Annotated in this window: 4 protein-coding genes (1 of these 4 running past the window's edge); all 4 read left to right on the top strand. The window is 54.3% G+C overall.

Annotated features, from left to right (window positions below; genetic code table 11):
- Tightly spaced (each overlapping or abutting the next), the 4 genes in view from CJA_RS18780 to CJA_RS14430 form a layout consistent with a single transcriptional unit that may run on beyond the window.
- Nucleotides 1-1,418: the 3' end of an L-histidine N(alpha)-methyltransferase gene (locus CJA_RS18780; protein ID WP_012488582.1), read on the top strand. It extends 5,014 nt beyond the left edge of the window; only the last 1,418 of its 6,432 coding nucleotides appear in the window; its start codon lies beyond the left edge, outside the window; it ends in the stop codon at nucleotides 1,416-1,418.
- Nucleotides 1,411-6,576 carry an SDR family NAD(P)-dependent oxidoreductase gene (locus CJA_RS18775; RefSeq protein WP_012488581.1) on the top strand — a complete coding sequence of 1,722 codons (5,166 nt, stop codon included), beginning with the start codon at nucleotides 1,411-1,413 and terminating at the stop codon, nucleotides 6,574-6,576. Before CJA_RS18780 ends, CJA_RS18775 begins: the two co-directional genes overlap by 8 nt.
- The gene (locus tag CJA_RS18770) at nucleotides 6,573-20,642 is read left to right on the top strand and encodes an SDR family NAD(P)-dependent oxidoreductase (RefSeq protein WP_012488580.1); all 14,070 of its coding nucleotides are present in this window, start codon (nucleotides 6,573-6,575) and stop codon (nucleotides 20,640-20,642) included. The genes CJA_RS18775 and CJA_RS18770 overlap by 4 nt, the downstream gene beginning before the upstream one ends.
- Nucleotides 20,639-26,314, top strand: a complete 5,676-nt coding sequence (locus CJA_RS14430; protein ID WP_012488579.1) for an L-histidine N(alpha)-methyltransferase — start codon at nucleotides 20,639-20,641, stop codon at nucleotides 26,312-26,314. Before CJA_RS18770 ends, CJA_RS14430 begins: the two co-directional genes overlap by 4 nt.

Here is a 26,314-nt window from a genome sequence, read left to right as displayed (position 1 = left end):
AACAGGGATGGGCCACAGAAAAAGACAGGGAATTGGTATTTACCCAGGCTTGCGTAGACGCATTCGCCCAGGTTGCTGATTATCCTTGTGCCAGGCAAGCGCTGGTCGAGGCATATCCTTCCACGGCGACGTGGTTTGCGATTCTGGATGCTTCCATAGCGCAATTCGCTAGGGTTTTGCGCAACGCATTACCGGCGACAGATGTTCTTTTTCCCCAATCATCCATAGCCCTGGTTGAGGGGGTTTATCGCAATAATCCCGCTTCAGATTTTTTCAATGCCGTTGTGCGTGAACTTGTCACCCGTTACGGCGCGGATCGTGATGATGGCTGTGTGATCCGCCTCCTGGAGTTTGGTGCGGGCACAGGTAGCACTACGCGTTTACTGTTACAGGCATTGCGGCCTTTTGCTCAGCAGGTCGACTATGTTTTTACCGATGTGTCCCCCCATTTCACTCAATTGGCAAGGGAGCAATTCGCCGCTGAGTTTCCGTTTGTGAGCTTCTCTACCCTGGATATGGAAAAGGATATCCGGGGACAAGGTTATGAACGGCAACACTTTGATATGGTATTTGGCACAAATGTCATTCATGTGTGTCGTGATATTCACGCAACTGTGATGAACCTAAAGCAACTGATCAAGCCAGGTGGGCTGTTGGTTGTTAATGAATTAACCGCGCGCAGTGATATCTGGACACTCACATTTGGTTTGCTGGATTCCTGGTGGTTGTCCCGCGATGCCGCCTTGCGCATTCCCCACACCCCTTTGCTATCCGTTGGGCGCTGGAAAGAAATACTCTCGGTAGCGGGATTCCGGGAGCCTACCGCGTTTACACAGCCCGGTTTGAACAGCGAAGCAGAGGCTGTGCAAGCGGTGTTGGTGGCGCAAAGTGATGGTTGCTTATTGGTGCCGCAGCAAGCGCCTGCTCCCGTTAGCGCCATGGGCAAGCCCACCGAGCGATCCCATAACCCGCAAATGCTGCAGGGTTTCAACGAAGTAGTGCAATCGCCACTGTCGGAGCGCAGGACACGTCTGTTGCGTTATTTGCAAGGCAAGGTGGCCGACTTGCTGGAGATCGATTCGGTTGATGCTATTCCCCTGGACCAACCCGTTGGTGGAATGGGTATGGATTCCCTGATCGTCCTGTCTTTTTGCAAGGTGTTATCGAAAGACATGGACACAACAGTACCCACCAACATGGTGTTCGACCATCCCACCCTTAACGACATGGCTAATTATCTGTATCAGGATATTTGCCAGTGGCCGCTATCCGATGACCTTGAGGCCGTCCCAGTACCGAGCCATGACACAGCGTCTCGCGCAGTGGCCCCTGGTTGGCAGGCCTCGTCGTGGCAGGATCTGGATACCTTAACCAGTGAACAACTTTCGGATTTGTTGGAAGCAGAATTAAATGACTGATAACAAACCTTGGCGGCACGACACGCACAACCAGCAAAAACGCGCGTTGTTAAAAATCCGCGAACTTAAGCAGGCATTGAGTCAACAGCAGCAGGCTCAACGGGCACCGATAGCCGTCATTGGTATCGGTTGCCGCTTTCCCGGCAGTATCAACTCCCCGGAAAGCTTCTGGAGCACCCTGGCAGCCGGTAAGGATTGTATTGGGGATATCCCCGATCATCGCTGGAACCATAAGCAATATTTCAGTGAATACCCTGCTAAAAAGGGAAGGATCTACGTCAATCAGGGTGGATTTATTGATGGGGTCGACCAGTTCGACGCAGGCTTTTTCAATATTTCCGAGCGAGAAGCTGCGGCGATGGATCCCCAGCAACGGCTACTGCTCGAAGTGAGTTGGGAGGCCCTGGAAAATGCCGGGCGTGATCCCGCTGGCCTGCGTGGCCAGCGGGTCGGTGTGTACAACGGGGTATGCACCCAGGATTACGCCCGTTTCAGTTTGCATTCCCATAATCCGGACAATATTGATATCTATTCCTTTACCGGTACCGCACCCAGTATTGCCTCGGGCCGGATTTCCCATGTGCTGGATTTCCAGGGGCCCAACATTACGGTCGACACCGCTTGTTCATCGTCCCTGGTTGCCCTCCATTTAGCGGTGCAGAGCCTGCGCCATGGTGAGGTGGATCTCGCGCTCGCCGGCGGGGTGAATATCATACTCTCACCGGAAAATTACATTTATTTCTGTCATGTAAACGCCTTGTCTCCCGAGGCCCGTTGCAAAACCTTTGCCGATGATGCCAATGGTTATGTGCGCTCAGAGGGATGTGGGGTGGTCGCGTTGAAATTACTGGACCAGGCACTGGCTGATGGCGATCCGGTGTGGGGTGTGATCCGCGGTTCCGCTATTAATCAGGATGGACAGAGTTTTGACCTGACCGCACCCAACGGCACTGCCCAGCGGCAGCTGATTGAACAGGCATTACAGAATGCGGGCGTGGGTGCGGGAGAGGTGAACTACGTTGAAGCCCATGGCACGGGTACGCCTTTGGGAGACCCGATTGAAATTGGTGCGCTTGGCGCTATTTACGGTGCCGGGCGTAGCGCGGACAAACCACTGTGGATTGGTGCCCTGAAAAGCACAATCGGACACACAGAGGCCGCATCGGGAATTGCCGGGTTTATTAAAACCCTGCTGTGCCTGACCCGGGGTAAAATCCCGGCAAACCTGCATTGCACAACCAAAAATACACGGATTCCATGGGCCGATTTCCCAGCCATACTGCCCACCGAATTGGCGGAGTGGCCAGCCTGCGGGGAGCGCCGCCTGGCGGGTATCAGTGCATTCGGATTCAGTGGCACCAACGCCCATATCATTGTTGAGGCGGCACCGGAGTGCGCAACTGTTGCGCCTCGTTGGCAATTGCCGCCCAACCGCTTTCAGCGGAAATCGCTGTGGCTGACCTCCAAGCCATTGATAGCAGCACAGGGCGCGGAATTACATCCATTCCTGCAGCGACGCCTAAAGTCTCCCGCCTGGACGGGGGTGTGTTACGAAGCGGACTTGTCGCTCGCTCGTTTTGGCTTCCTGCGCAGCCATCCGGTATGGGGCAAGGTTGTCGCACCCGGTGCAGTCTATATAGAGGCTGCGTTTGCGGCGGCGAGGGATATATTTGCGAGTTCCCAAATTGTATTAAAGGATTGCATCTATCACGAAGTCTTTGTGTTGGAGGAGGGTTTGGTGGCAACGATGCAACTTACCCTCACTGACCTCACAGACGATTCTGCGGCCTTCCATATTTACAGTCAGGCTGGTGCGCAAGAGGGTGATTGGCGCTTGCATGCCGAGGGCAGTATCCATCGCAACCTGGATGGGGGGGATTCGCCGCCCCTTGCACTCCAGTCTGTGAAATCGCGCTGTCGCCATACTTTTGATGAGGGACATTTCTATCAAACCCTGGATGAGCGGGGATATTACTACGGCGCGGATCACCGGGGTGTCCGTGAGGCTTGGGTCGGGGAGGGCGAAGCGCTGGCGCAGATCGCAGTGCCTCGATCCATGGTGGCAGAAGAAGCGCAGATGTTGGGCGATTATTATTTCCATCCCGCCATTTTGGATTCGGCTTTCCAGCTGTTATTGATGTTATTGCCGGACGTGGGGAAGGACGAGATGTACGTCACCCTTGGCAAGCAAAGCACAACTTTCTGCGCACCTTGCCAATCGAGTTTGTGGGTACACACCCGCCGATTGCCCGGGAGCGATGAACGGAACACCACCGTGCGAGGTGATGTAAGGGTCTACGACCAGGACGGTAATATCGTCATGGAGACGCTGGGATACATCATGAAGCGGACTGTCAAACGTGGGCAGTCGCACCTTCCACCTGCGGAAGTCGGGATCTATCACACTTTACGGCAGCCGCTCAATTTACCCGCCAAGCCCCTGGCAACGACTGATGATGTGGCGCTGCTGGGAGACCCGCAAACGCCGCAGTGGCAAGTTGTTACCGACGCCCTTCAGCGCCAGGGAGTCACTGTTGCTCCTGTGAATCCCGATGACCCGGTACAGCCGAGCAGCAGGCCCCTGGTTTATCTCTGGCCCTCTTGGTCACCGGAGGATGATGGCAGCGCGCGACTCACGCAAACCCTGACCCAGCTCACCCGGATTATCAATGCGTTGGCCCAGTTGTCCGCTGAAGAGCAATCACCCTTTGTGATACTGGTTCAGGCCAATAATCCTGTCGTCGAGGCATTGGCCGGGTTGTTATATAGCGCTCGCGATGCCTATCACCATTGCGCCCTTTACCTGATGGCGTGGAGCGACACAGCGGACCTGGCAAATCTCCTGCCCTATCTGACCCAACCCCGGCTGCTGGGCGATGAATGCCATCTGGTGTGTGAAGCCGGTTTGATCCAGGTTCCCCGGCTTAGCCTCCTGAGGGATGTTCGCCAGGTCTGGCATTCGAAATTAACCTTGCGTGAACGAGGCAACCTGTCCAGCCTGGAATGGGCGATGCGCCCCTCACAAAGCCTTGGCGCAAACGATGTGGACATCCGCGTTGAAGCCTGCGGCTTGAATTTGCGCGATGTGTTCGATGCCCTGGGATTGCACCCCCGTCAACTGCACGAATGGGGCCTTGAATGTACGGGCGTGGTAGTGAATATCGGTTCGCAGGTGACGGCTTTTAAACCTGGCGATAGCGTCCTCGCGTTTGGTACTGGCTGTCTCGCCCATCGCATTGTGGTACCGGTTAACCGGGTAGTTCATCTACCGGAGCTACTGGATTTTGCTGAGGGGGCGACCATCCCCATAGCCTTTCTGACGGCCTACGAAGGGCTGGTGCTAGCCGGCAATTTACGTGCGGGCCAACGCGTATTAATCCATGGTGCCGCCGGTGGTGTGGGTATGGCCGCCGTGCAAATTGCCCATGCCATCGGCGCGGAGGTTTACGGCAGTTGTAGCCCTGATAAGACTCCCGTGTTGCAGCAGATGGGCGTTGCACATGTCCTTAATTCCCGCGATATCGGGTTCGCCAGGCAGATACCGCCCGCCAGTATCGATCTGGTATTCAATTCCCTCAGCCGGGAGTTTATTGATGTCAGCGTTCCGCTTATCAGAGAAGGTGGCTGCTTTATTGAAATAGGGTTGAATGGTTGGCCCGTGGAGATGATGCAGGCGCAGCGCCCGGATATTCGCTATCACCTTATCAACCTGATGGCGACCTGGGAACAGCACCCGGAATTGGTAAAGGCGCGGCTAGAGGACATCCTGCAGCACATACAAACCAGGCGCTATTCCCCTTTACCCTTGACCCGGTTTTCCCAGCAGCAAACCGAACAGGCATTCCGCCAAATGCAGCAGGGGAAGCACATTGGCAAAGTCGTTATTCTGCCGGAAACAGGCGTCGCGCCAGCGCGCAACGGAGTACAAGTTATTACCGGCGGCACGGGTGCCCTGGGCATAAAACTCGCCCATTGGCTATTGCAGCAGGGCTTCTCCAAGTTGGCGTTGTTAAGTCGCCACCAGAGCGAAAGCCTGGCACTGGAAAAATGGCCTGAACCGGCAGATGTCCGCCATTATGTGGCGGATGTTGCCGATGCAGTGGCTGTGGAAGGCGCGCTCCAGCGGGTTCGCACAGACCTGGGGGAAATCACCGGTGTCTTCCATGTCGCCGGGGCAACCTGTGATGCGCCTATGGCAGAGCTGGGTGAAACCCATTTCGAACGCAGCCTGCAATCCAAGGTACAGGGTGTTCTCCACCTTCACTCCGCTACACAGCAGGATCCAATCCAGCGCTTTGTGATGTTTTCATCGCTGGCGGCGGTGATTGGTTCTGCCGGCGCTGCCAACTATGCAGCAGCCAATGGTTTCCTGAACGGTTTCTGCACATATCGGCAATCCTTAGGGTTACCTGCGCTTAGCATCGCCTGGGGCCCCTGGCGCGCCGGAGGCTTGTTCGACAATCTGGATAAGCGAACACAGGATTACTTACAGAAGCGCGGTATTACACCTGTCGGTGATGCAAACTATTTTGCCGCTCTGGAAGCCTTGCTGGACTGTGAGGGTAACTATCCTGTGATGGCGATGGACTGGAGCAAGTGGGTTGCAGAGGCGGCTCCGCGCGATGCCTTTTTCCATTCTGTTAGCAATAGCCCCGGTCGCGTGTTGCCGCGTAACAGTTCCCTGTCTCCCGCTAACAACCCGGGTTCCGCCCGTCCAGCTTCACGTTTGCTGCAGGATTTGGCCGGCACCCGTGGCGCGAGCCGCAACCGGGTGCTGCAACAGCATTTGTGGGCACAGTTGGTGGATATCCTCGGCATGGCACCGGGTACACCGGTCGATACCAGGACCGGATTTTTTGACCTGGGCCTGGATTCGCTTACCTCGGTGGAGTTGCGCAATCGCCTGCAGAACGATCTTCAGTGCCAATTATCTTCAACCATTACATTTGATTATCCCAATCTGGACGCTTTGTTAGCTCACCTGTTGGAACTTACCGCCGCACAGTTGCAGACCATAGCGGCAGCTCCGGAGCTCCCACCGGTAATACCTCTGATAGAACATCAAGAATGTGATCCCTTTATACGGCTCGACAGCATGAGTGACGACGAGCTTTACCGCGCCTTGTTACAGCCAACTTCGATGGAAACCGATGTATGAAGTCCAAGTCCTCCCGCTCATCTGCCCTGAAGCTTGCTTACGGCGCTACATTGGCGCGAAAAAATCCCGGGCCAGGCATGAGTGAACCCATTGCCCTGGTCGGTATTGGTTGTCGTTTCCCTGGCGGAGCCAGTACGCCCGCTGATTACTGGGAGCTGATCCTGCGCGGTGGCAGCGGCATTGGGGAGGTTCCAAAAGACCGGTGGGATCTGGCTGAACATCACGATGACGACAAGGACGCCGCGGGCAAGATGTATTGTCGCCACGGTGGTTTTGTAGAGAGTGCGGCGCAGTTTGATGCTGATTTTTTCAACATTTCGCAGCGCGAATGTTTAAGCCTTGATCCGCAGCACCGGCTGTTGCTGGAGGTCAGTTGGGAAGCGCTGGAAAATGCCGGCTATCCCGCCAACGAGTTGCGCGGGTCGCAGACCGGTGTGTTCCTGGGCGCGTTTACCCACGATTTTCCACTAAAACTTCTATCCCAAGCCCATGACACATTGGATGCCTATAGCGGCATCAACGCATTTCATAGCGTGGGGGCTGGCAGATTGTCGTATTTTTACGGTTTCCAGGGGCCTGCCCTCGCTGTAGATGCCGCATGTGCTTCTTCATTGGTGAGTGTGCATTTGGCCTGCCAGAGCCTGCGTGCCGGTGAGTGCAATTTGGCGTTAGCGGGCGGTGTCCACTATTTGATGGCGCCGGAGTTCTCCATCAGTTATTGCAAAGCCCATATGTTGGCTCCCGATGGCCAGTGCAAAACGTTTGACGAAGCCGCCAACGGGTTTGGCCGTGGCGAGGGTTGTGGGCTGGTCGTATTGAAGCGCCTGGCTGACGCCATTGCTGACGAGGACGATATTATCGCGGTTATCCGCGGATCCGCGGTCAATCAGGACGGCGCCACGAGCAGCTTATCCGTGCCCAACGGTCCGGCCCAGCAGCGTGTCATCAGGGCCGCGTTAACCCAGGCCAGGCTCGCGCCGGACGATGTGAGCTACGTGGAAGCGCATGGAACCGGTACCGCCATTGGGGATCCCATCGAAGTCGGTGCACTGGGTGCCGTTTACGGTGCCAGCCGCCAGCCGGGGAACCCGCTGTTTCTGGGCTCGGTGAAAGCCAATATCGGCCATTTGGAAGCGGCAGCGGGAATCGCCGGTTTTATCAAGGCGGCGCTGGTATTACAACAGGGCATTATTCCTCCGCAACGGAATTTTTCCCGCGCCAACCAGAAAATCGACTGGGCGAACCTGCCCCTTGAAGTCCCGACCCGGTCCCGACCCTGGACGGGGGACGCCGGCAGCAGATTTGCGGCGGTGAGTGCATTTGGTTTTTCCGGCACCAACGCCCATGTGATATTGGAGAACGCCCCGGATCTGCATCGACTGCGCAAGGCGAGCCGCCGCCACAGCGAACTTGCAGAGCCTTTTCCTCCCCTGTTTGCCATAGCTGCACGCACACCTGCGGCCATGGCGGTACTCATCGACCGCTATCTCGCGTATTTACAGGGGCCTGTGACCCTCCCCCTCAGCCAGTTTTGCGCCCGGGTTGTTACCGAGCGCGAGCACTTTGCTTATCGGCTGTGTTTGATCCCGGGCTCTTTCGCCGATCTCACTCACCAGTTGCACAGGGCAAAAGAGGTATGGAGCCAATCTGCGGGAATGACTGCGCGTCGGGAAACATTTTTACTGCGTTTGCAGCGCCCGGTGTTGTCTCCAGAGCTAGAGTCGACGCTATTCCACGCTGTGCCGGCATTTCGCGCGGCTATTGAGCGCTGTGAAGCACTATTGCCTCCCGGGGCGGCGAGCGCATTGCGTAAGCGGGTGACCGGTCGCGGCGCTGATCGGTCGCCAGTGACTGAGTGGGTTTTGACTTATGCCTACGCCCACTTGTGGTTATCCCTCGGCGTACAGCCGGACGGATACCAACTCCTGGATGAGGAATTGGCTTCTCTGGGCGCTGTTGTGGCCGGGATGGTGGATATCGCCACGGCCCTGGCATTTGAACAGGGCGAAACGCCTGCGGGGTTACGGGTGGAGCCGGCAGCCACAGTCCTTGTTAATAGCCAGTTGCAACCGGTCGATAAGTTACTGTCACAGCCGGATTTCTGGCTGCGTAAAGCCAGCCTGCGGCTCGACAGCAAATCTGGCACTGTCCCTGGCGTTATCCTGGCGGTTGGCCCGGCAGAGGGAGAGGCTGGCAGCGTTGCCATAGTGAATAACCTCCGCGCGTTTTACCTCGGTGGCCAGAATATCCACTGGCGCCAGCTTCAGCCGTTGTGGGATGCCCAGGCTTTGCGTGGTGAATACACCTTGCCTAACTATCCATTCCAGCGTCGTCACATCTGGTTCCGCACGGAAACCAGGCATCGCGAATGGCGCATGCTGGCGCGGAAAGACAGCCATTGGGATTTCCAGATCCGGATACCCCGTAGTGCCAGTGTGTTTAACGATCATTGCCTGAACAACCGGGAATGCCTGGCTGGCAGCGCCTTGGTGGAAATGGCGATTGAAGCGGCTGGTATGAGCGGAATGGGCCGGCCAATTGAGTTATCTGCTCTAGGTTGGCATCAGCTTCTGGTCGCACCACCCAGCGGTGCGGTTGAGTTGGCATTATCGGGGCAGCAGGAGCCTGCCGGCGTACGCCTGAAAATCACCCGCGCAATGGCAGATGGCGGCGCTACCCTGTTTACCCTGGGCATGAACGAAGTAGCCGCTGCACCACCGGCATTGACCAGCCTGGACTCGCTCAAATCCCAAACACTGGAAACATTTAGCAGCGATGTGTGCAATGCCTGGTTTGCGCAGCGAGGCATTGCCTATGGTCAACAGTTCCAGGGGTTACGCAAGTTGCACCGGGGAGCCGATTTTGTCCTGGGTGAAATACAGCTTGCCGTTGATGCTCCTGCATTTACCCTTCATCCCGGTTTGTTTGATGCGGCCTTGCAGTCGTTGTGTGGATTTTTTATGGGACGGCAGGATCCGGGTAATTTGCGCCCCAGGGGCATTGAGCGCCTGGTCGTCCATAATGGCTTGCCCGCCACTTTCTATGCCTACGGTTTTGGTTTTCGCCAGCAAGGAAATGGTTACTTACTGGACTTTCAGCTACTGGACAAGATGGGCAACTGCCTGGTCGAGGTTATCGGGCTCAGTGTGCACGCCGTTTCTCAACCTGGCATTGTACTCCCGCCTGGCACGGCGCAGGGGCTTCACCTGCTATGTAAAACCTGGCGTGAACATCCCTCCGTTGAGCGTGTGATTGCAGCGCAGGGCCCTTGCCTGATCTGCGCACCGGACGCCGGTTGGATAGCGGACTTCGAAGCGGCTACCGGTAGGCCGGTGATCCATGTCCGGCCCGGTGCGCATTGGCGAATAGTCAAGCGTGGCTGCTATGAACTGGACCCCGGCTCGGCAGACCATTGGCGCAGCCTGGCAGCCGAAATAAGCGGCCGCGATATCCAGTCCTGGATTATCACTAACGATTTTGTCGAGGCCGGCGATGCGGAGCCTATGGCCGCCTTTGAGCGCCTGGTACACGCGCTGCGTGAAGTTTCCATGGGCGCGGGTATCCGGCCACAACAAAACCTCTTTCTCCAGCTCCGTCCCGATCCCTTCGCCGCCGCGCGGGTGGCGCTATTTCGATCAGTTTACAAAGAAGACTACCGCATCCTGTGGCGCTATCTGGAAGCCAAACCCGCCGCTAATACGGCGTTACTGATCGCAGATATCAACCGGGAGCTTGCTGCAGGCGATTCCCCTGTCACCCAGGTGCGGAGCCAGCATGAGGGGTGGCAGGCCAGCCATATTGAGTTGTCTCCGGCGCTGATTGACGCCGATCCCGACCTATCATTCACACCGGGCGCGGCTGTCATTATCAGTGGCGGTGCCGGTGGTTTGGGTGCCGCGGTGGCTGGCCGCCTGTGCCAGGATTATCCAGTTACTTGTATTTTGCTGGGGCGCTCGGAGCGACCGCCAATACCCGTGTCCCTATCGCCAGCGGCACGCGGCTCCCTGGTGTATTACCAATGCGATGTTGCTGACCGTGTCGCGGTGAACACGACCCTGGAGGAAATTCGTCGCAAGTTCGGTTCAATCGAGGGCATCATCCACAGTGCGGCGGTGCTGCGCGATGGATTGCTGTTGCATAAACCTGAAGCCCATTTGCAGGATGTGTTGCTGCCGAAATTCCAGGGGTGTCGCAACCTGGATGAGCTGAGCCAGCAGGATCCTTTGCGCTTTTTTGTGGCGTTTTCCTCATTGGCTGCGGTGATGGGAAATGCAGGGCAGTGCGATTATGCCTTCGCCAATGCCCTCCTGGATGGCTACATGGAGCAACGCTTCGAGCGTGTTGCCAAGGGACAGCGCCACGGCAAAAGCCTGTCGGTCAATTGGGGCGGCTGGTCCACCGGACTTGGGCTTGCACCCGATGACGGTGCACGATTATTTGATGAAACGGGCATAGGGCTGCTGGAGGTGGACGAGGGGGTTAGCACCTTATTCCGTTTGATTGCGCAATGGGATGCCCCCCAGGCGTTGGTATTTCGAGGCAATGCCGCGCGCTTCCTCGCCCATGTAAACCAAACGGCAACACCGGCTGCGCCGCTCACTGTTACCCACGAGGCCCGTCAGCCGGCGCTGGAATCTTATTTAACCGCTGTCTTCGCCTCGGTTTTGCATATTCCCGAACATGAGATTGACTTGACTGGCCCCTGGGAGCGTTTCCACCTCGATTCAATCCTTACCATTGATATTACCCGCAAGCTGGAGTCCCGCTTTGGGCCTTTGCCAAAAACCTTGTTATATGAGCATGGGTCGCTGGCATCGCTTACGCAGTATTTGTCCCGGCATTTCCCTGGCAAGGCCGGAGTAACGCTACCACCGCTAGACGCTCATGCGCCGCCTTCCAGTCACCGTAACGCCATCCCGGATAAGGATAGGGATCAGGCTATCGCCATTATTGGCGTGAGTGGGCGCTACCCCGACGCGCCTGACCTGGAGACCTTCTGGCAAAACCTGAAGAGTGGTCGGGATAGCATCCGCGAAATTCCCGGAGAGCGATGGGATCATTCCGGGTACTTCGATACAGCCAGGCATCGCCCTGGAAAAACCTATGCAAAATGGGGTGGATTCCTGGACGGTGTTGACCAGTTTGACCCGGGTTTTTTCCAGCTCTCGCCTCGGGAGGCGGAACTGATGGATCCCCAGGAGCGATTATTCCTGGAAGTGGCCTGGGAGACACTTGAGGATGCTGCGCACACACGGGCCAGGTTGCGCAGTTGTTACGACGGACAAGTGGGCGTTTTTGTTGGCGCTATGTGGAGCGAATACCAATTACTTGGCGCCACCGGTGATGGCGGGGTGGAGCGCAGCCTTGGTGCTTCCCACGCATCGATTGCCAATCGGGTTTCCTATTTCCTCGATGTTACTGGTCCCAGTATTGCCCTGGACACCATGTGTTCCTCCTCCCTGACCGCTGTGCACCTGGCGTGCCAGAGCCTGCGTGCCGGTGAATGCCAACTGGCCATGGCGGGTGGCGTCAACCTGTCCATCCATGTGAATAAATACATCCAGATGGCCCAGGGTATGTTTGCCTCCACTGACGGGCGCTGCCGCAGTTTTGGTCGTGGTGGCGATGGTTATGTACCCGGTGAAGGGGCGGGGGCCGTCCTGCTCAAACCCCTTGGCCGCGCATTGGCGGACGGCGACCCTATTCACGGTGTAATCCTGGGGTCAAGCTGTAACCACGGCGGTAAAACCCAGGGGTACACAGTGCCCAACCCGAGTGCCCAGGCGAAGGTAATACAGCAGGCCGTTGCTGCTGCTGGTGTGGCACCAGACAGTCTGAGCTATATCGAGGCCCATGGCACAGGCACGGCTTTGGGGGATCCTATTGAAATCCGCGGGCTGGCCGAAGGTCTGGGGGTGCCTGCCAATGGGCGGGCGATAGTACTGGGTTCAGTGAAGTCCAATATCGGCCACCTTGAATCGGCAGCGGGTATGGCAGCCCTGGCTAAAGTCTTGCTGCAGATGCGATACCGGACACTGGTGCCATCACTGCATAGCACTACTCTGAATCCCGAGTTGCACCTGGAACAAACGCCCTTCGAAATTAATCAGGAACTGCGTGAATGGCACACCGAGGGGCGTTTGCGTGCCGGTATTAGTTCATTTGGCGCCGGAGGCGCTAACGCTCACCTCATCCTGGAGGAGGCGCCAGTTCGACCAAGTGCCCCGGCCCTTGGAAACGGCCATTGGTTTGCCGTGCCCTTGTCGGCACATAGCGGGGAGCAACTGCGTGCCTATGCCCAGCGTCTATCCAAATGGCTGGTTCATACCCGGGAGGGCGAAGCGGCGTCCCTTGCCGATATTGCGCATAGCTTGCAAGAGGGGCGGGAGACTTTCCCGCAACGCTGGGTGGGCCTTGTGCAACGCAAGCATGACTTGTTGCGGATACTGCAAACCTTTTCCCTGTCGGACAGCCCGCAAGCGGCCAACCAGGATGCACAACTATCCCCACTTTGGGATTTGGCCCAAGGCTGGCTGCAGGGCGGGTCGCTGTCCTGGGCCTACCCAAGCCGACCAGGGCGGAGCATCCATTTACCGGGTTATGTGTTCGCTAAAGAACGTCATTGGTATCAGAGGAGTACCAGGGTTGTACCCACATCGGAATTAACGGGTTCCCTGGTGACGCACAATGTGTCAACCCTGCGCGGTATTGCCTACCGCTGCGACTTCACCTGCAATGAACCATTCTTCCAGCAGCACCGGATTCGCGGGCAGGCTCTCTTGCCGGGTACTTTTGCTGTGCAGATTGCGTGCGAAGGAGCTGCACTTGCGCTGGAGGCTACATCGGGTGATGTTGCCTTTAATATTCACCAAATAACCTTCCTGCGACCGATTATTGCTCAACCCGAAGGCATATCGTTACGACTGGAACTCACTGCCAGCTCATCCCAGCGCCTGGGGTTCTCGCTGCTTGACGGTGACCTGCGGCGCTGTGTGCAAGGCTTCCTTGAACAGCGGCCTAAAATACAGGCTCAATCGCAAGTGCTGACAAGCTTACCCCGACTTGACGCCGCGACCCATTTACCGGGCGATGATTGCTATCGCCGGTTCGTTGCGCGCGATGTGAATTACGGTCCCCACTTCCAGCTCCTTCGTCAGGTAAGCCTGAACAAAGAGGCAATACTGGCGGAGCTGCAGGCGCCTGACCACCACAGCGAAGGCTATGTGCTCGACTGTGCGTTACATACCATGGGGCTGTTACTGGATGACTCTTCACTTTACCTGCCCGCAACTATCCGGGCACTAAAGGTGAATGGGGATCTGACCCGGGCCAAGTGGATATATGGGCGCAAGCAGGAGGTGCCTGGTGCCCCTGAATTCCAGATCGAGTTGCTTGACCAGGACGCTATTTGCCTCGCCCGCATTGAGGGATTTTCAGTAGCAGTGCTGCCAGACCCGCGGCCACAACTGCAACTATCTGGCAATTCCGCGCCAATCGCTGTCGCTACCTCTGGCGAGGGCGGCGATACCAGCCTGGCTGCGCGCGCGTATTTTCGCCAGCTGGTGGCGAGTACCCTGAAAATCGCGCCCGAAAAACTGGATATCCAGGCCAACTGGGAACACCACGGGGTGGACTCGGTAGTCATGATGGAGTTAACCGCTGCTTTGGAGCAACAGTTCGGCCCATTACCCAAGACCTTGTTCTTTGAATTCGAAACCATTGCCCGAATTAGCCAGCATTTCTTTGACCAATATCCCGATTTCTTTGCCCGCCTTGCCCCCAGGGAGGCTGCGGCATCGGAACAGATGGGTTTATCTCCCTCACCCTTATCTTTCCCGGATACCAGCCTGCGTCAATTCCCATTGTCGGGTTCTTCTGTGGCTGTCCCGAAGGGCGCCTATGAAATTGCTGTGATTGGCTTGGGCGGTCGTTATCCCAAAGCCGATTCGCTGGCGACTTTCTGGAACAACCTTGCCAAGGGCGTGGATTGCATTACGCCGGTTCCCAGGGAGCGTTGGGCAACATCCGGCAATGTGGATAAATCACCGGACCTTCCAGGTTGGGGCGGCTTTTTGGCAGATGTGGATCAGTTTGATTCCTTACTGTTCAACATCTCACCCAAAGAGGCTGCAGGCATGGATCCCCAGGAGCGGTTGTTTTTACAGACTGCCTGGGAAACCCTGGAGGATGCCGCCTATACCCCGGAACAACTCAACCAATTGGGGCAGGTGGGGGTGATGGTGGGGGTCATGTACCAGGAATATCCCCTGTATGGCGCTGAGCAAACCTTATTGGGCAACCCTATGGCCCTTTCCGGCTCCCCGGCATCCATCGCCAATCGCGTGTCTTACCTGTTCGGCTTTACCGGACCCAGCCTGGCGCTGGACACCATGTGTTCATCCTCTTCGACGGCGTTGCAGGTCGCCTGTGACATGATCCTCTCCGGTCGTTGCAATACAGCGCTGGTGGGGGGGGTGAACCTGTCGCTGCATCCCAATAAGTATCAGCTGCTCTCATCCAGTCACTTCTTGTCCAGCGATGGCCGCTGTCGCGCCTTTGGTGATGGTGGTGATGGTTATGTGCCAGCAGAAGGTGTCGGCTGTGTGCTGTTAAAACCACTCGCCCAGGCAGAGCGCGATGGTGACCATATTTATGGGGTGATACAGGCCGTTGCCACCAATCATGGTGGCCATACCGCCGGATATACCGTACCCAGCCCGCTGGCCCAGCAGGCTGTGATTAGCCAAGCCCTGGCTCAAGCGGGAATAGCGGCCGAGGACGTCAGTTATGTGGAGGCCCATGGCACCGGGACAGCCTTGGGCGACCCGATTGAAATGGAAGCACTGCAACGGGTATTTGGCCAGCGCACTGGTGCACCATTGGCAGTGGGGTCAGTGAAATCCAACATCGGCCATTGCGAGTCGGCAGCCGGTGTCGCCGGACTGACCAAAGTCCTATTGCAAATGCAGCACCGCGCACTGGTGCCATCCCTGCATTCGTCAACGCTCAATACCAATATTGATTTCTCGCGCCTGCCCATTGACGTGGTACAAACCAACAAAAGCTGGGAGATAGCCGAGGGGGAAGCCCGAATTGCGACCATCAATTCCTTTGGTGCTGGTGGGAGCAACAGTTGTGTGGTGGTCAAGGAATATATCCAGTCCATCGCACAGAATGACGATTCTGCCGCCTGTGTGATCCCGCTGTCGGCGCGCACGCCAACCCAATTGCGGCAATTAGCCGCGCGCCTCGCCGATTTCCTGCGCAACCGGTGGGCCGGTAGTGGCCAAACTGCTGCAACCTCGTACCAGATGCCTCCCTGTTCATCCGCACTGCTTGAACAAGTCATGCAAACGGCAGCTGACCTTCTGAGTGTGCAGGTGGCTGATCTGGATGCCCATGAGCCGTTGGAGGAATATGCCCTGGATAAAACCCAGCGGCTGTTACTTTGTGAACGCTTGTCGCTGGCACTGGGACGAGACCTTCCCAAGGCCACATTCCTGAAGTCCTGCAGCGCTTTCTCCCTAAGCCAGGATCTAAGTGAGGCCGGTGCTATATCACCGTTATCGGAAGTGCCCGCCGCATCCGCTCAATACTCGCTCACCAATCTGGCGTTCAGTCTGCAAGTGGGTCGTATTACCCAGCGCCAGCGGATCGCGTTAGTGGTGGATAGCCGGAATGCCCTGCTGGATGCCCTCAGCGAATACACACAGGACAAAAACCAATCCTCACTTCTGGTTCGATTACAAGGGAGCAGTGAGGACGATAAACAGGCAACAGCCTGCAAGTCCATGGCGCAAGCATGGCTGGATGGGCAGCGTGTCGATTGGAACGCCCTGTATTCCCGCCGGCCGCAGCGTGTTGCCTTGCCTGCCTATCCCTTCGAAAAACGCTATTGCTGGTTCGACACCCTGGGTTATGTCCAACCTGGCACTGTTAAGCACCAGCCTGGCCTCGCGCCAATGATTACCCTGAACCGTTCAACACTGCACCAGCCCTGTTATGAAACGGCAGTGGATAGCCGCGCTTGGATATTGGCAGACCACCAGGTCGGTGGACAGTCGATTTTTCCTGCCGCCGGTTTTATTGAAGTGAGCGCGGAGGCAATACGGCTGGCAGGCCTGAATGTTACGGTCCTCAAAAACTTGCTGCTATTACAACCGCTGGCGCTATCCCAAGGTACCAGCCGGATGAGTATTACGCTGCAACCCCAGGCGGATGGGGTGAAGTTCAAAATCGCCAGTCACGAGTCTGCGGCAAGCGTCTATTGCCAGGGGCTATGGCAGGAAGGTGCTGTGGCATCCACCGCATTAACCCTTACCGCTGACTTATCGATAGGCAAAATCATCGATGCCCATGCGTTCTACCGCGTGTTTGAACGGCACCAGTTTGCATACGGGGCCGCATTCCGCTGTGTGACCTCGGCGCGTGTGACCCCGGAGCGAGCCATTGCAGAAATCCAATTACCTGCACATCTGGAATCCGGTTTTACCGATTATGTGTTACACCCGGCGCTGGTTGATGCCGCGTTCCAATCCACGCTTGCGCTGGTTTTCTGCGAGATGGAAAACCTGGATAAGCGGGGTTTTTATCCTTTTAGCATTCAGGCACTGACACTACATCGCCCGTTAACGCCCAAAGCCCGGGTCATTGTTTCACCGGTACCGGCGCCACAACACAATATGATGTCCTTTGACATCCAGATGATGGATGAGCAGGGCAACCTTTTGGTTGATATAGCGCGTTTCACACTGCGTCAAATGGCAAACATGCCTGTTGCACATGCGTCACCACGACAAAAATCGGTGGAGGCGTCACCCAAAGCCATGGCAGAAGTAAGGGTTGAATTCGCGGCACCCGAATGGATCGATTTAGCAGAACCCCTATCCGATAATTCAAATACCCCTGCACGCATTATCCTGGTCGCCGAAGCCTGTGGGGAATTGGCACCGAAGCTTACTGCCATGGGCGAGCAAGTTATCATCTTGCCTGCGATGCACGGCGATCCCCAGACAGTATTCAGCCACTATGCGCGAGTTTTTGATGTACTCAAAAATCACATGGCGCAAAAACTGGCCGCTACTGACTACATTATCCTTGCGCCGAACCCTGAACCCGGTTACGCCATGCTGGCGGGTTTATTGAAAACCGCGACCCTGGAATACCCGAAAATTCGCGGAAGGATATTGTATTTACGCGACCCCATTGCACATTACTCCCCTTCACAGGTTATACGCTGGCTTTCATCCGCCAACGATGCGGTTGAATGTAATTGCTATGCGAATGGAGCCTGGCAAGCACGGATATGGCAGCTTCTGGACTCATCGATGGCACAAGCCCAGGGAGCCACACCGGTGCTGGTGCGGGCAGGAGGCGTTTATTGGATCACCGGTGCCTTGGGCGGTATTGGCCAGGCACTGGTGAAGGCGATGCTCACAACACGCGATGTCACCCTGGTGTTGAGCGGGCGATCACCGGCATCCGCTCAAATCAACGCCACGTTGGCGCAATGGCATGAGTTGGCACAGCGTAATGGTGTAACCCTGCAATACCTCGCCTGCGATACCAGTGATCGCAACCAGGTGCACAATACCTTCAGCCAGATTCAGGCTTGCTTTGGTGCATTGACCGGTATTATTCACAGCGCGGGAACACTCAATGACTCGGTAATGGTGAGCAAATCCCTGGATAAGGTAAAGCCGGTATTCGCGGCAAAAATTGATAGTGTGATTGCCCTTGATCAGATAATTGGCCGTGTACCGCTGGACTATTTTATCGTGTTCTCGTCATTGACGGCGGTAAACGGCAATATTGGCCAAAGCGATTATGCCGCCGCCAATGCTTACCTCGATGCATTCGCCCATGCACGCCAGGCACAAGTAGTGCGTGGTGAACGCCATGGACTCAGCCTCAGTATTAATTGGCCCCTGTGGCGGGAAGGTGGCATGCAGTTAGATCCGGCTATGGAGCGCTGGATACTCGATAAAACCGGTTTTATTCCCATTACCAATGAGGAGGGTATCCAGGCGCTGCAACAAAGCCTGGCGCTGGGGTTGGCGCAAGTGGCAAATTTCAAACGCCGCGGTACCAAGGCGCTGGAAATTTTAAACATCCGCGAGCACAAGGCGGCAGCTGCGTCGGGAATAACGGGTGCAACAATGTCAGCACCGGCCGCTGTCTTTGTTGCTGTGTCCAGCGCTGCAGAAGGATTGACGGCATATGTTAAAACCACACTCGCCGATGAATTAAAACTCCCCGAAAGTGATCTGGAGGAACAGTTGGATTTGGCGGAGTACGGTGTTGACTCCATTCAAATGATCAATCTACTGGCGCGTTTCGAAAAGGAATTGAGACTCACACTGGATCCCAACCTGTTTATCCAACATCGCAGCATTGCAGCCGTTGCCGGGTATTTCCTCACTCACCACGCAGGCGCTGAAACAATCCAGCAGTTTTCAAGAGACCGGCAGCTTGCTGCGGAAATGCCGGCCAATAACGCTGCGCCAACGCCTTCATCGGAAAACCCGTCAACTCCCGAACCGTTCATCCGCGCGCGTTCGAAAACCAGCGGTGATCCCAGCCATAAAATTGCCATTGTGGGTTATACCGGGAAGTTCGCCCAGAGTGAAAATCCAACCGATTTCTGGCACAACCTGGCTACTGGAAAAAATCTGGTAACGGAGATTCCTTCCCATCGTTGGCATATCCAGGATTGGTATGCACCGGGCAAAGCTATCCCTAAAAAGTCCTATTCAAAATATGGCAGTTTTTTGGAGGGTATTGACCAATTTGACGCGGAGTTTTTTGGTATTGGAAAACTGGACGCGCAAATGATGGACCCGCAACAGCGTTTGATGTTAATGCAAACACAACATTTGCTAGACAGTGCGGGTTACACCGCTGACGAATTGCGCGGATGCAATGTAAGTTTATTCCTGGGGGCTAAAGAAAATCATTACCTGCAAAAATACCGCAACAACATCCCCCCTGAAGGTGAAAAATCTATCCTCGTGCATTCATTGACCAACATGATCGGTGGGCGAATTGCGGATTTCTACGATTTTCGCGGTGTGGTTCAAACTATTGATACCGCGTGTTCGTCATCCCTCGTTGCACTGCATGAGGCTTGTCAGAGTTTGTTGGCTGGCGAATCCCTTTACGCCATTGCCGGTGGTGTGTGTTTAGTCCTTGATGAATATTTGCATGTGTCTTTTTCACAGGCTGGGGTGTTGTCCGACGGGCCGCATTGCCACGTGTTTGATCGCAAAGCAAATGGCTTTGTGCTGGGTGAGGCGGCCGGGTTGGTTCTGTTGAAACGCTATGAGGACGCGCTGCGCGATGGCGACAACATCCACGGCATCATCCTGGGTTCGGCGATCAATAACGATGGTAAAACCATGGGCCTTACCACGCCGAACCTGGATGCACAAAAAGCAGTGCTGGCCCAAGCCTACGAAAATGCCCGGATCACACCGGATACCCTGAGCTACCTGGAATGCCATGGCACGGGGACGCTATTGGGGGATCCTATTGAAATTAAGGCCGCAACCGAGGTGTTCCGACGCTATACCGCTGGCATTGGGCGGTGCGCCATCGGCTCGGTGAAGTCCAATATCGGTCACGCGATGACGGCAGCAGGTATCGCCAGCGTCATCAAAGTGTTGGAAGCGCTAAAACATAAAAAAATCCCACCGACATTGCACTGTACTGAACCACATCCCCGCTTTCATTTTGAAAACTCACCGTTTTATCCAAATACGCAATTGCGTGACTGGATACCGCTTGAGGGAATCCGTCGCGCAGGCATTTCGTCTTTCGGCTTTGGTGGAACCAATGTTCACTTAGCTATCGAAGAGGCGCCCGGCAATTACCGTGCACGAAAAACTGCATACCCGGCTACCCGTTTCAATACCCGGTCCTATTGGTTGGGTGAGGATATTCACCCGGGGACAGTGACATCTCCCGCTGGCAACCGGGAATTGATAGCCCGGTTGCTGAACCAATTGAAACGCACAGAAATACCTGTTGCAGATGCCCTGAAAATTTTTGAGGAACACCAGTCATGATCAAGGATATTTTTAAATTGGTGGAAAGCCAATTTCTCGCAGAAAGCAGTGCGATGTTAGCGATTGAACAATTTCAAACTCATTTGCAGGATCAGCGCGAGTATATCGCCTTGCAGGAAACCTTTTCATTTGATGAGCCCTATGTGCGTGATCACCGTGTGTTCGGTGAAAGATTGCTCCTGGGAGTGACTCACTGCAGTTTGGCAATAAATGCGTTTTTGAAGGTGTTTCCAGCGGATATGCTGGGTGGCCTGGGGTATGTGCGTTTTATCAATCCGGTACGGATTGCTCCCGCAACACAAGTATCCACTCGCATCATGCTGCAAGCTATGGAGCGCTTGCAGTTCATCGCGCAGTTTTCTGCGCAATCATCGCCATGGGCTGCCACCGCCAGCGGTGATATCAAGCTGGGTAAGAACCATCCCTACAGCATCCAATTGCCCGGAGCCGGTGATGTTGCACAGCAGGAGTGGCAGGGAGCTGACATCTACGCACAGCTGGACCAGATTGTTTATGGCGATGCCTTGTTCAGCATTGACCAGATTGCCCATTACCGCGACCAATCCATTGCGCACCTTTCTCTGAAACGCAGTGCCCTGGATGAGTTGCGGCATTACCATTGCCACCCTGCGCTGCTTGACGGTGCTATGTTGTGCGCATTAAGCCCTTATTTATTGGGGCCGGAGAAAAAAGCCTTTATTCCCTTTTTTATTGAATCCATAACCTGGGTTGCGCCGCCGGATGACAACATCATCTGTCGCGCATCTATCACCCAGGAAGGCGATGAAATTGTTAAATGTGACTTCACTCTATGTAATGCGGAAGGACAGGTGTTTGTCGATGTAAAAGGGTTTACCTGCAAATATGTACGCGATGTACAAACCCTGCTCAACAGTATTCAGACTGCGCAAATGCAAAGTACTCTACACCAACAACCGCAGCCATCCGCGCGTGGGCCTGTAGCGGCAAGTCACCAAAATTTGGTAAGAAACATAACTAACCTGGATTCACTGGTCAAACAATTTGTAGTGGATGTACTCAAGGCGGCCCACCCGAATTCCACCGGGGATTTGCCTGATGATCGCAATTTTATGGAATTGGGATTTGATTCGGCAACGCTAGTCGGTGTAGCGACCACATTGGAATCGGCTTTGGGAATCGAGCTCTATCCCACTACGTTTTTCGAGTATCAAAATATCCAGGAGCTGACGCAATTTTTGCTGGCTGAACACGGGCAAGCACTGAGCAATTATTTTGCTGCTGGCATTATTACGGACTCCGTGGAGGAAAAGAGAGTCGAGTCGATAATGATTGAAACTCCTGTCGCTCCCCAACCGGTAACCCAAGGCAAAACAAACATGGCGAGCGCAGCCTATGAGGAAATTGCCGTGATTGGTATGGCGGGTGTATTCGCTGAATCGGATAATGTCCACGAGTTCTGGCAACATCTCCATCAGGGCACGAATTTGATGGCGGAAATTCCCCGCAGCCGTTTTGATTATCGTCCCTGGTTTGACGAAACAGGTGAAAAGGATAATGGCATCTATTGCACGTGGGGCAGCTTTATCCGCGATGTGGATAAATTCGATGCGGAATTTTTCAATATTGGCTTGCGTGAAGCAGAGGTGATGGACCCACAGTTACGCAAGTTATTGCAAGTAACCTACCTGACAGCGGAGGATGCCGGTTACGCTACCAGGATCCGCGGCAGCAACACAGGTGTTTTCGTCGGATGTTGTTTTTACGACTACCAAGCGGAAATGCTGGCTCAGGGAAAACCCATTGAGGTTTACGATGGCATCGGTAACTCGCCTACCATGTTGGCGAATCGGCAGTCTTATTTTTACGATTTGCGTGGCCCCAGTCTGACGGTGGATACCGCGTGCTCATCATCCCTGGTGGCCTTACACCTTGCCTGTCAGGCCCTGCAGCGGCGCGAGTGTGAACAGGCATTTGTGTCCGGTGCGAATTTATTACTCACCCCCGGACATTACCAATATTTTTGCCGCATTGGTGCCTTGGGACGCACGGGACGTTGTCACAGCTTTGATGAGCAAGCCGATGGTTATATTCCCGGTGAGGGGATAGCCTCGGTGCTGTTAAAACCCCTTGACAGTGCGCTTCGCGATGGTGACCGTATTTACGGCGTGATCAAAAGTAGTGCGATTAAACATGGTGGTTACGCATCTTCCGTTACTGCACCAAATGTGAAAGGTGAACAGGAGGTTATTGTAAGTGCCTGGCAGCAGGCTCAAATCGATCCCTCCACCATTGACTACATCGAAGCCCACGGCACCGGTACCGCATTGGGTGATCCCATTGAATTCCAGGCCACTGAAAAAGCCTTTAAACAATTTACGACGGGTACATCCTTCTGTGCGATTGGTTCTGCGAAAGCGCACATTGGTCACCTGGAGGGGGCGGCGGGTATCGCCGGGTTAATCAAGGTTCTGCTGTCAATGAAGCATAAAACCATTCCCGCTATGCCGGCGTTCAACGGATTGAACCCCTACATCAAACTCGCCAATAGCCCACTGTATATCAACGGGCAAAGTATACCCTGGCCCGAACGCGGCCACCGGCGTCGGGCAGGAGTCAATAGCTTCGGTTTTGGTGGCACCTTCGCCCATATAGTTGTGGAGGAGTTTGATAACGGAATCGATGCTTCACCGCATCAAACGACCGGACCACAGCTTATGGTGCTCTCGGCCAAAAATGCCGTGCAGCTCACGGAGAAGTGCCGTGACCTTCACCATTGGTTGCAGCATCATGCCTTGGCTCCCGAACAATTAATAAAGATTGCTTATACCTTGCAAACTGCCCGGGAGCCAATGGATTCGCGCATTGCATTCCTGGCTAATGATATGGGCGATTTACTCCAAAAATTGGAATCGATATGTGCCGGTGAAAAATTGCACCATGTTTGGCAAGGTGAAGTAAATCCCACTGCGCTTACCACTATTTTTAATGGTGATGGGCAGCTCTCCGCATTAATGCAAAATTATATTCAGGGAACACCTAATCTTAATCATTTGGCCCAGCTTTGGGTGCAGGGACTGGCGATTGATTGGTCATTAATGTACGGCGCCCAAAAAATCCCGTTGATTGATTTGCCGGGGCACAATTTTGTCCGTCGTAGCTACTGGTTTAAGCCACTCGCGACGCATTCGCGGAGCGAATTGGTCAATAGCACCCATAAAAAAATCATAGAATTGCAAAAGGAATGCAGTGAGAAACCGGATAGGAAAGCTGAGCAGGCAGCACAGCTGGCGCTTGAAAGTATTGCCTATCGCCACGCACTTTATGCGTTGCGTAACCTTGGTTTGTTTCAGTTGCTGGAAAAAAATCCACTGGCTTTGTCAGCGCTGCGCAATGCATTGCAAATATTGCCAAAATATGAAAAGTTGTTGCTGGCGCTGCTCAACCTGTTGCGAGAGAATTCGGTGCTTTCCATAAGTAAAGGAAAATATAAGCTTAATCCGGATGTTCAGGCAGATTGGGATACGGTTATACCTAATCATCTGGATGGGGTTGGTGAAGATGTCATTGTGCAATTCCCCGCGCTGGAGCCACATGTAACATTAATGGCGCAATGTGTGGCCTCGTTGCCGCAGTGCATGAAAGGTGAAAAACTGGCGACAGAAGTATTGTTCGCGGAAAGCTCTTTCAAATTGGTTGAAAACATTTACACCAACAATTCGATTGCTGTTCGTGCCAATGAAAACATGGCAAGTTTTTTAGCACTTTATGTGAGTGAGCTGCGCAAAGATATGGCGCAGGATAAAAAGTTGCGCATTATTGAGATAGGTGCAGGTACCGGCGGCACTACTCGCCATCTTTTAAATGCATTGGTACCCCATGGTGACGTTGTCGAGTATTTTCATACGGACATCTCTCCGGCGTTTTTGCAATATGCTGAAGAAAATTTCAGTGGCCAGTATCCGTTTCTGAAAACAGCGTTGCTGGATATCGAAAATCTGACCAGGTTTGCTAATTCGCCGCAACAGGCAGATATTGTTATTGCCAGTAACGTGTTGCACGCAACTCATTCCATGCACAATACATTGCAAAATGTCAGGGGGTTGTTGGGTGAACAGGGTGGGACTGTTTTGATCAATGAGCTTACTCGTCCGCAAACTTTCCTGACACTCACATTTGGTTTGCTGGATGGTTGGTGGCAGTACGACGATGAGGAGTTGCGCGTACCATTTTCTCCATTGCTTGATCGCGCGTCCTGGCTTTCCAGTCTGGCGAATTTTGATTGCGCCAATGTGTTATTTGATGAGGATGAAGGGCAGGAAATTTTTGTTGCACACACTGATAAGTCATTTTTATTAGGGCGTCCAGTCCTTGACGAACCAATAAGGATGGAGACACAAGCGGTGGAGCCAGTAAATCCAGTTTTCATCGTTGAATCAGATATGGAAATCAGCAATATCATCAAACAGCAAATCGCGAAGATGTTGCACCAGGTCCCCGCGGCAATTGATGACCATACCTATTTTATGGATTTGGGGCTGGACTCCCTTAAAGCGGTTGAGTTGCAGGAGAAATTGAATCGGACATTCAATTTGAAACTCAGCGCCATAGCACTCTTAAACTATCCCAATACTGCGCAGTTAAGTCTTTACATCAGTGAACTGCTGAAGGGTGAAATTCCTGAACAAAAATTACAGCATGACCAGGAAAAATTTTCTCGCTACAACGCAGATGAAAAGTTGGCGGATGAGTTGCGTCATCAAAAACAGCTCAAGGGGAAAACGCAAATCGATAAATTGTTTCAGGTTCCTGAGCGTATTGCCGAATCACCTGTGGGCCAGCCTTTGTCGCAATACTTTGATTCCAATCGTTTGCGGAGTGTTTTGCCCGCTGACAAAATAAGTATTGAAGCGCTAAAAACTTCGGCAGGAATTCTGGAGTTGGTTTGTGCAGGCAAAGGCAAGGAGACCATTCTGCTGCTCTCACCATTGAATACTCTGGCAGTGGTTTGGCATAACCAGTTTGAACAATGGGCAAAACATTTCCAAGTGGTGTGTTGTCATTATCCCGGTTTTGGGAAAAGTGATTTCATGGCGGAGGGTTTTTCACTGGACAAGGTGGCTGATGCCATTATCACTGCTTTGGATAGCAAGAAAATAACACATCCTTGTCATCTCGTAGGGTGGTCAATGGGTGGGTTGATTGGGCAAAGTATTGCTGAGCGTTTTGCAGCACGCGTGCAATCGCTCACCCTGATCGGCACTGGCACTATTTCCATGTTCGATGATGACTACTACAACGATCATACGCACATCCAGGAAATTCTCGACCTGGAGCTTAATGGCAGTACCAAGGTACATCCCGTGTTAAAAGCTGATCATGATCTTCTGGTCGGTACTTACAACACGGAAGTGTTAATGCACTATGCGCAGATCATTCGAGATTTTGATCACAAACGCCGGCGCCGGATTAATGCACCAGTCTTGGTTATGAACGGCAGTGATGACAAAGTTCTATTGCCACAATATGCCAAAGAGCTATGTGAATGTATTGCGGAGGCAACCTATCTGGAAATTCCCCAGGCAGGTCATTTTATGGTGTTGACTCATCCTGCAAAAATTGACAAGCACCTGCGGCGCTTCTGGAAATCAGCGCAGCAGAAGCAAAAAATTGATGTGGTTGCGACAGAGTGA

The sequence above is a fragment of the Cellvibrio japonicus Ueda107 genome (assembly GCF_000019225.1).
Classification (GTDB): Bacteria; Pseudomonadota; Gammaproteobacteria; order Pseudomonadales; family Cellvibrionaceae; genus Cellvibrio; species Cellvibrio japonicus.
Note: the sequence above shows the minus strand (reverse complement) of the source record. Positions and strands in the feature narration are given on the sequence as shown.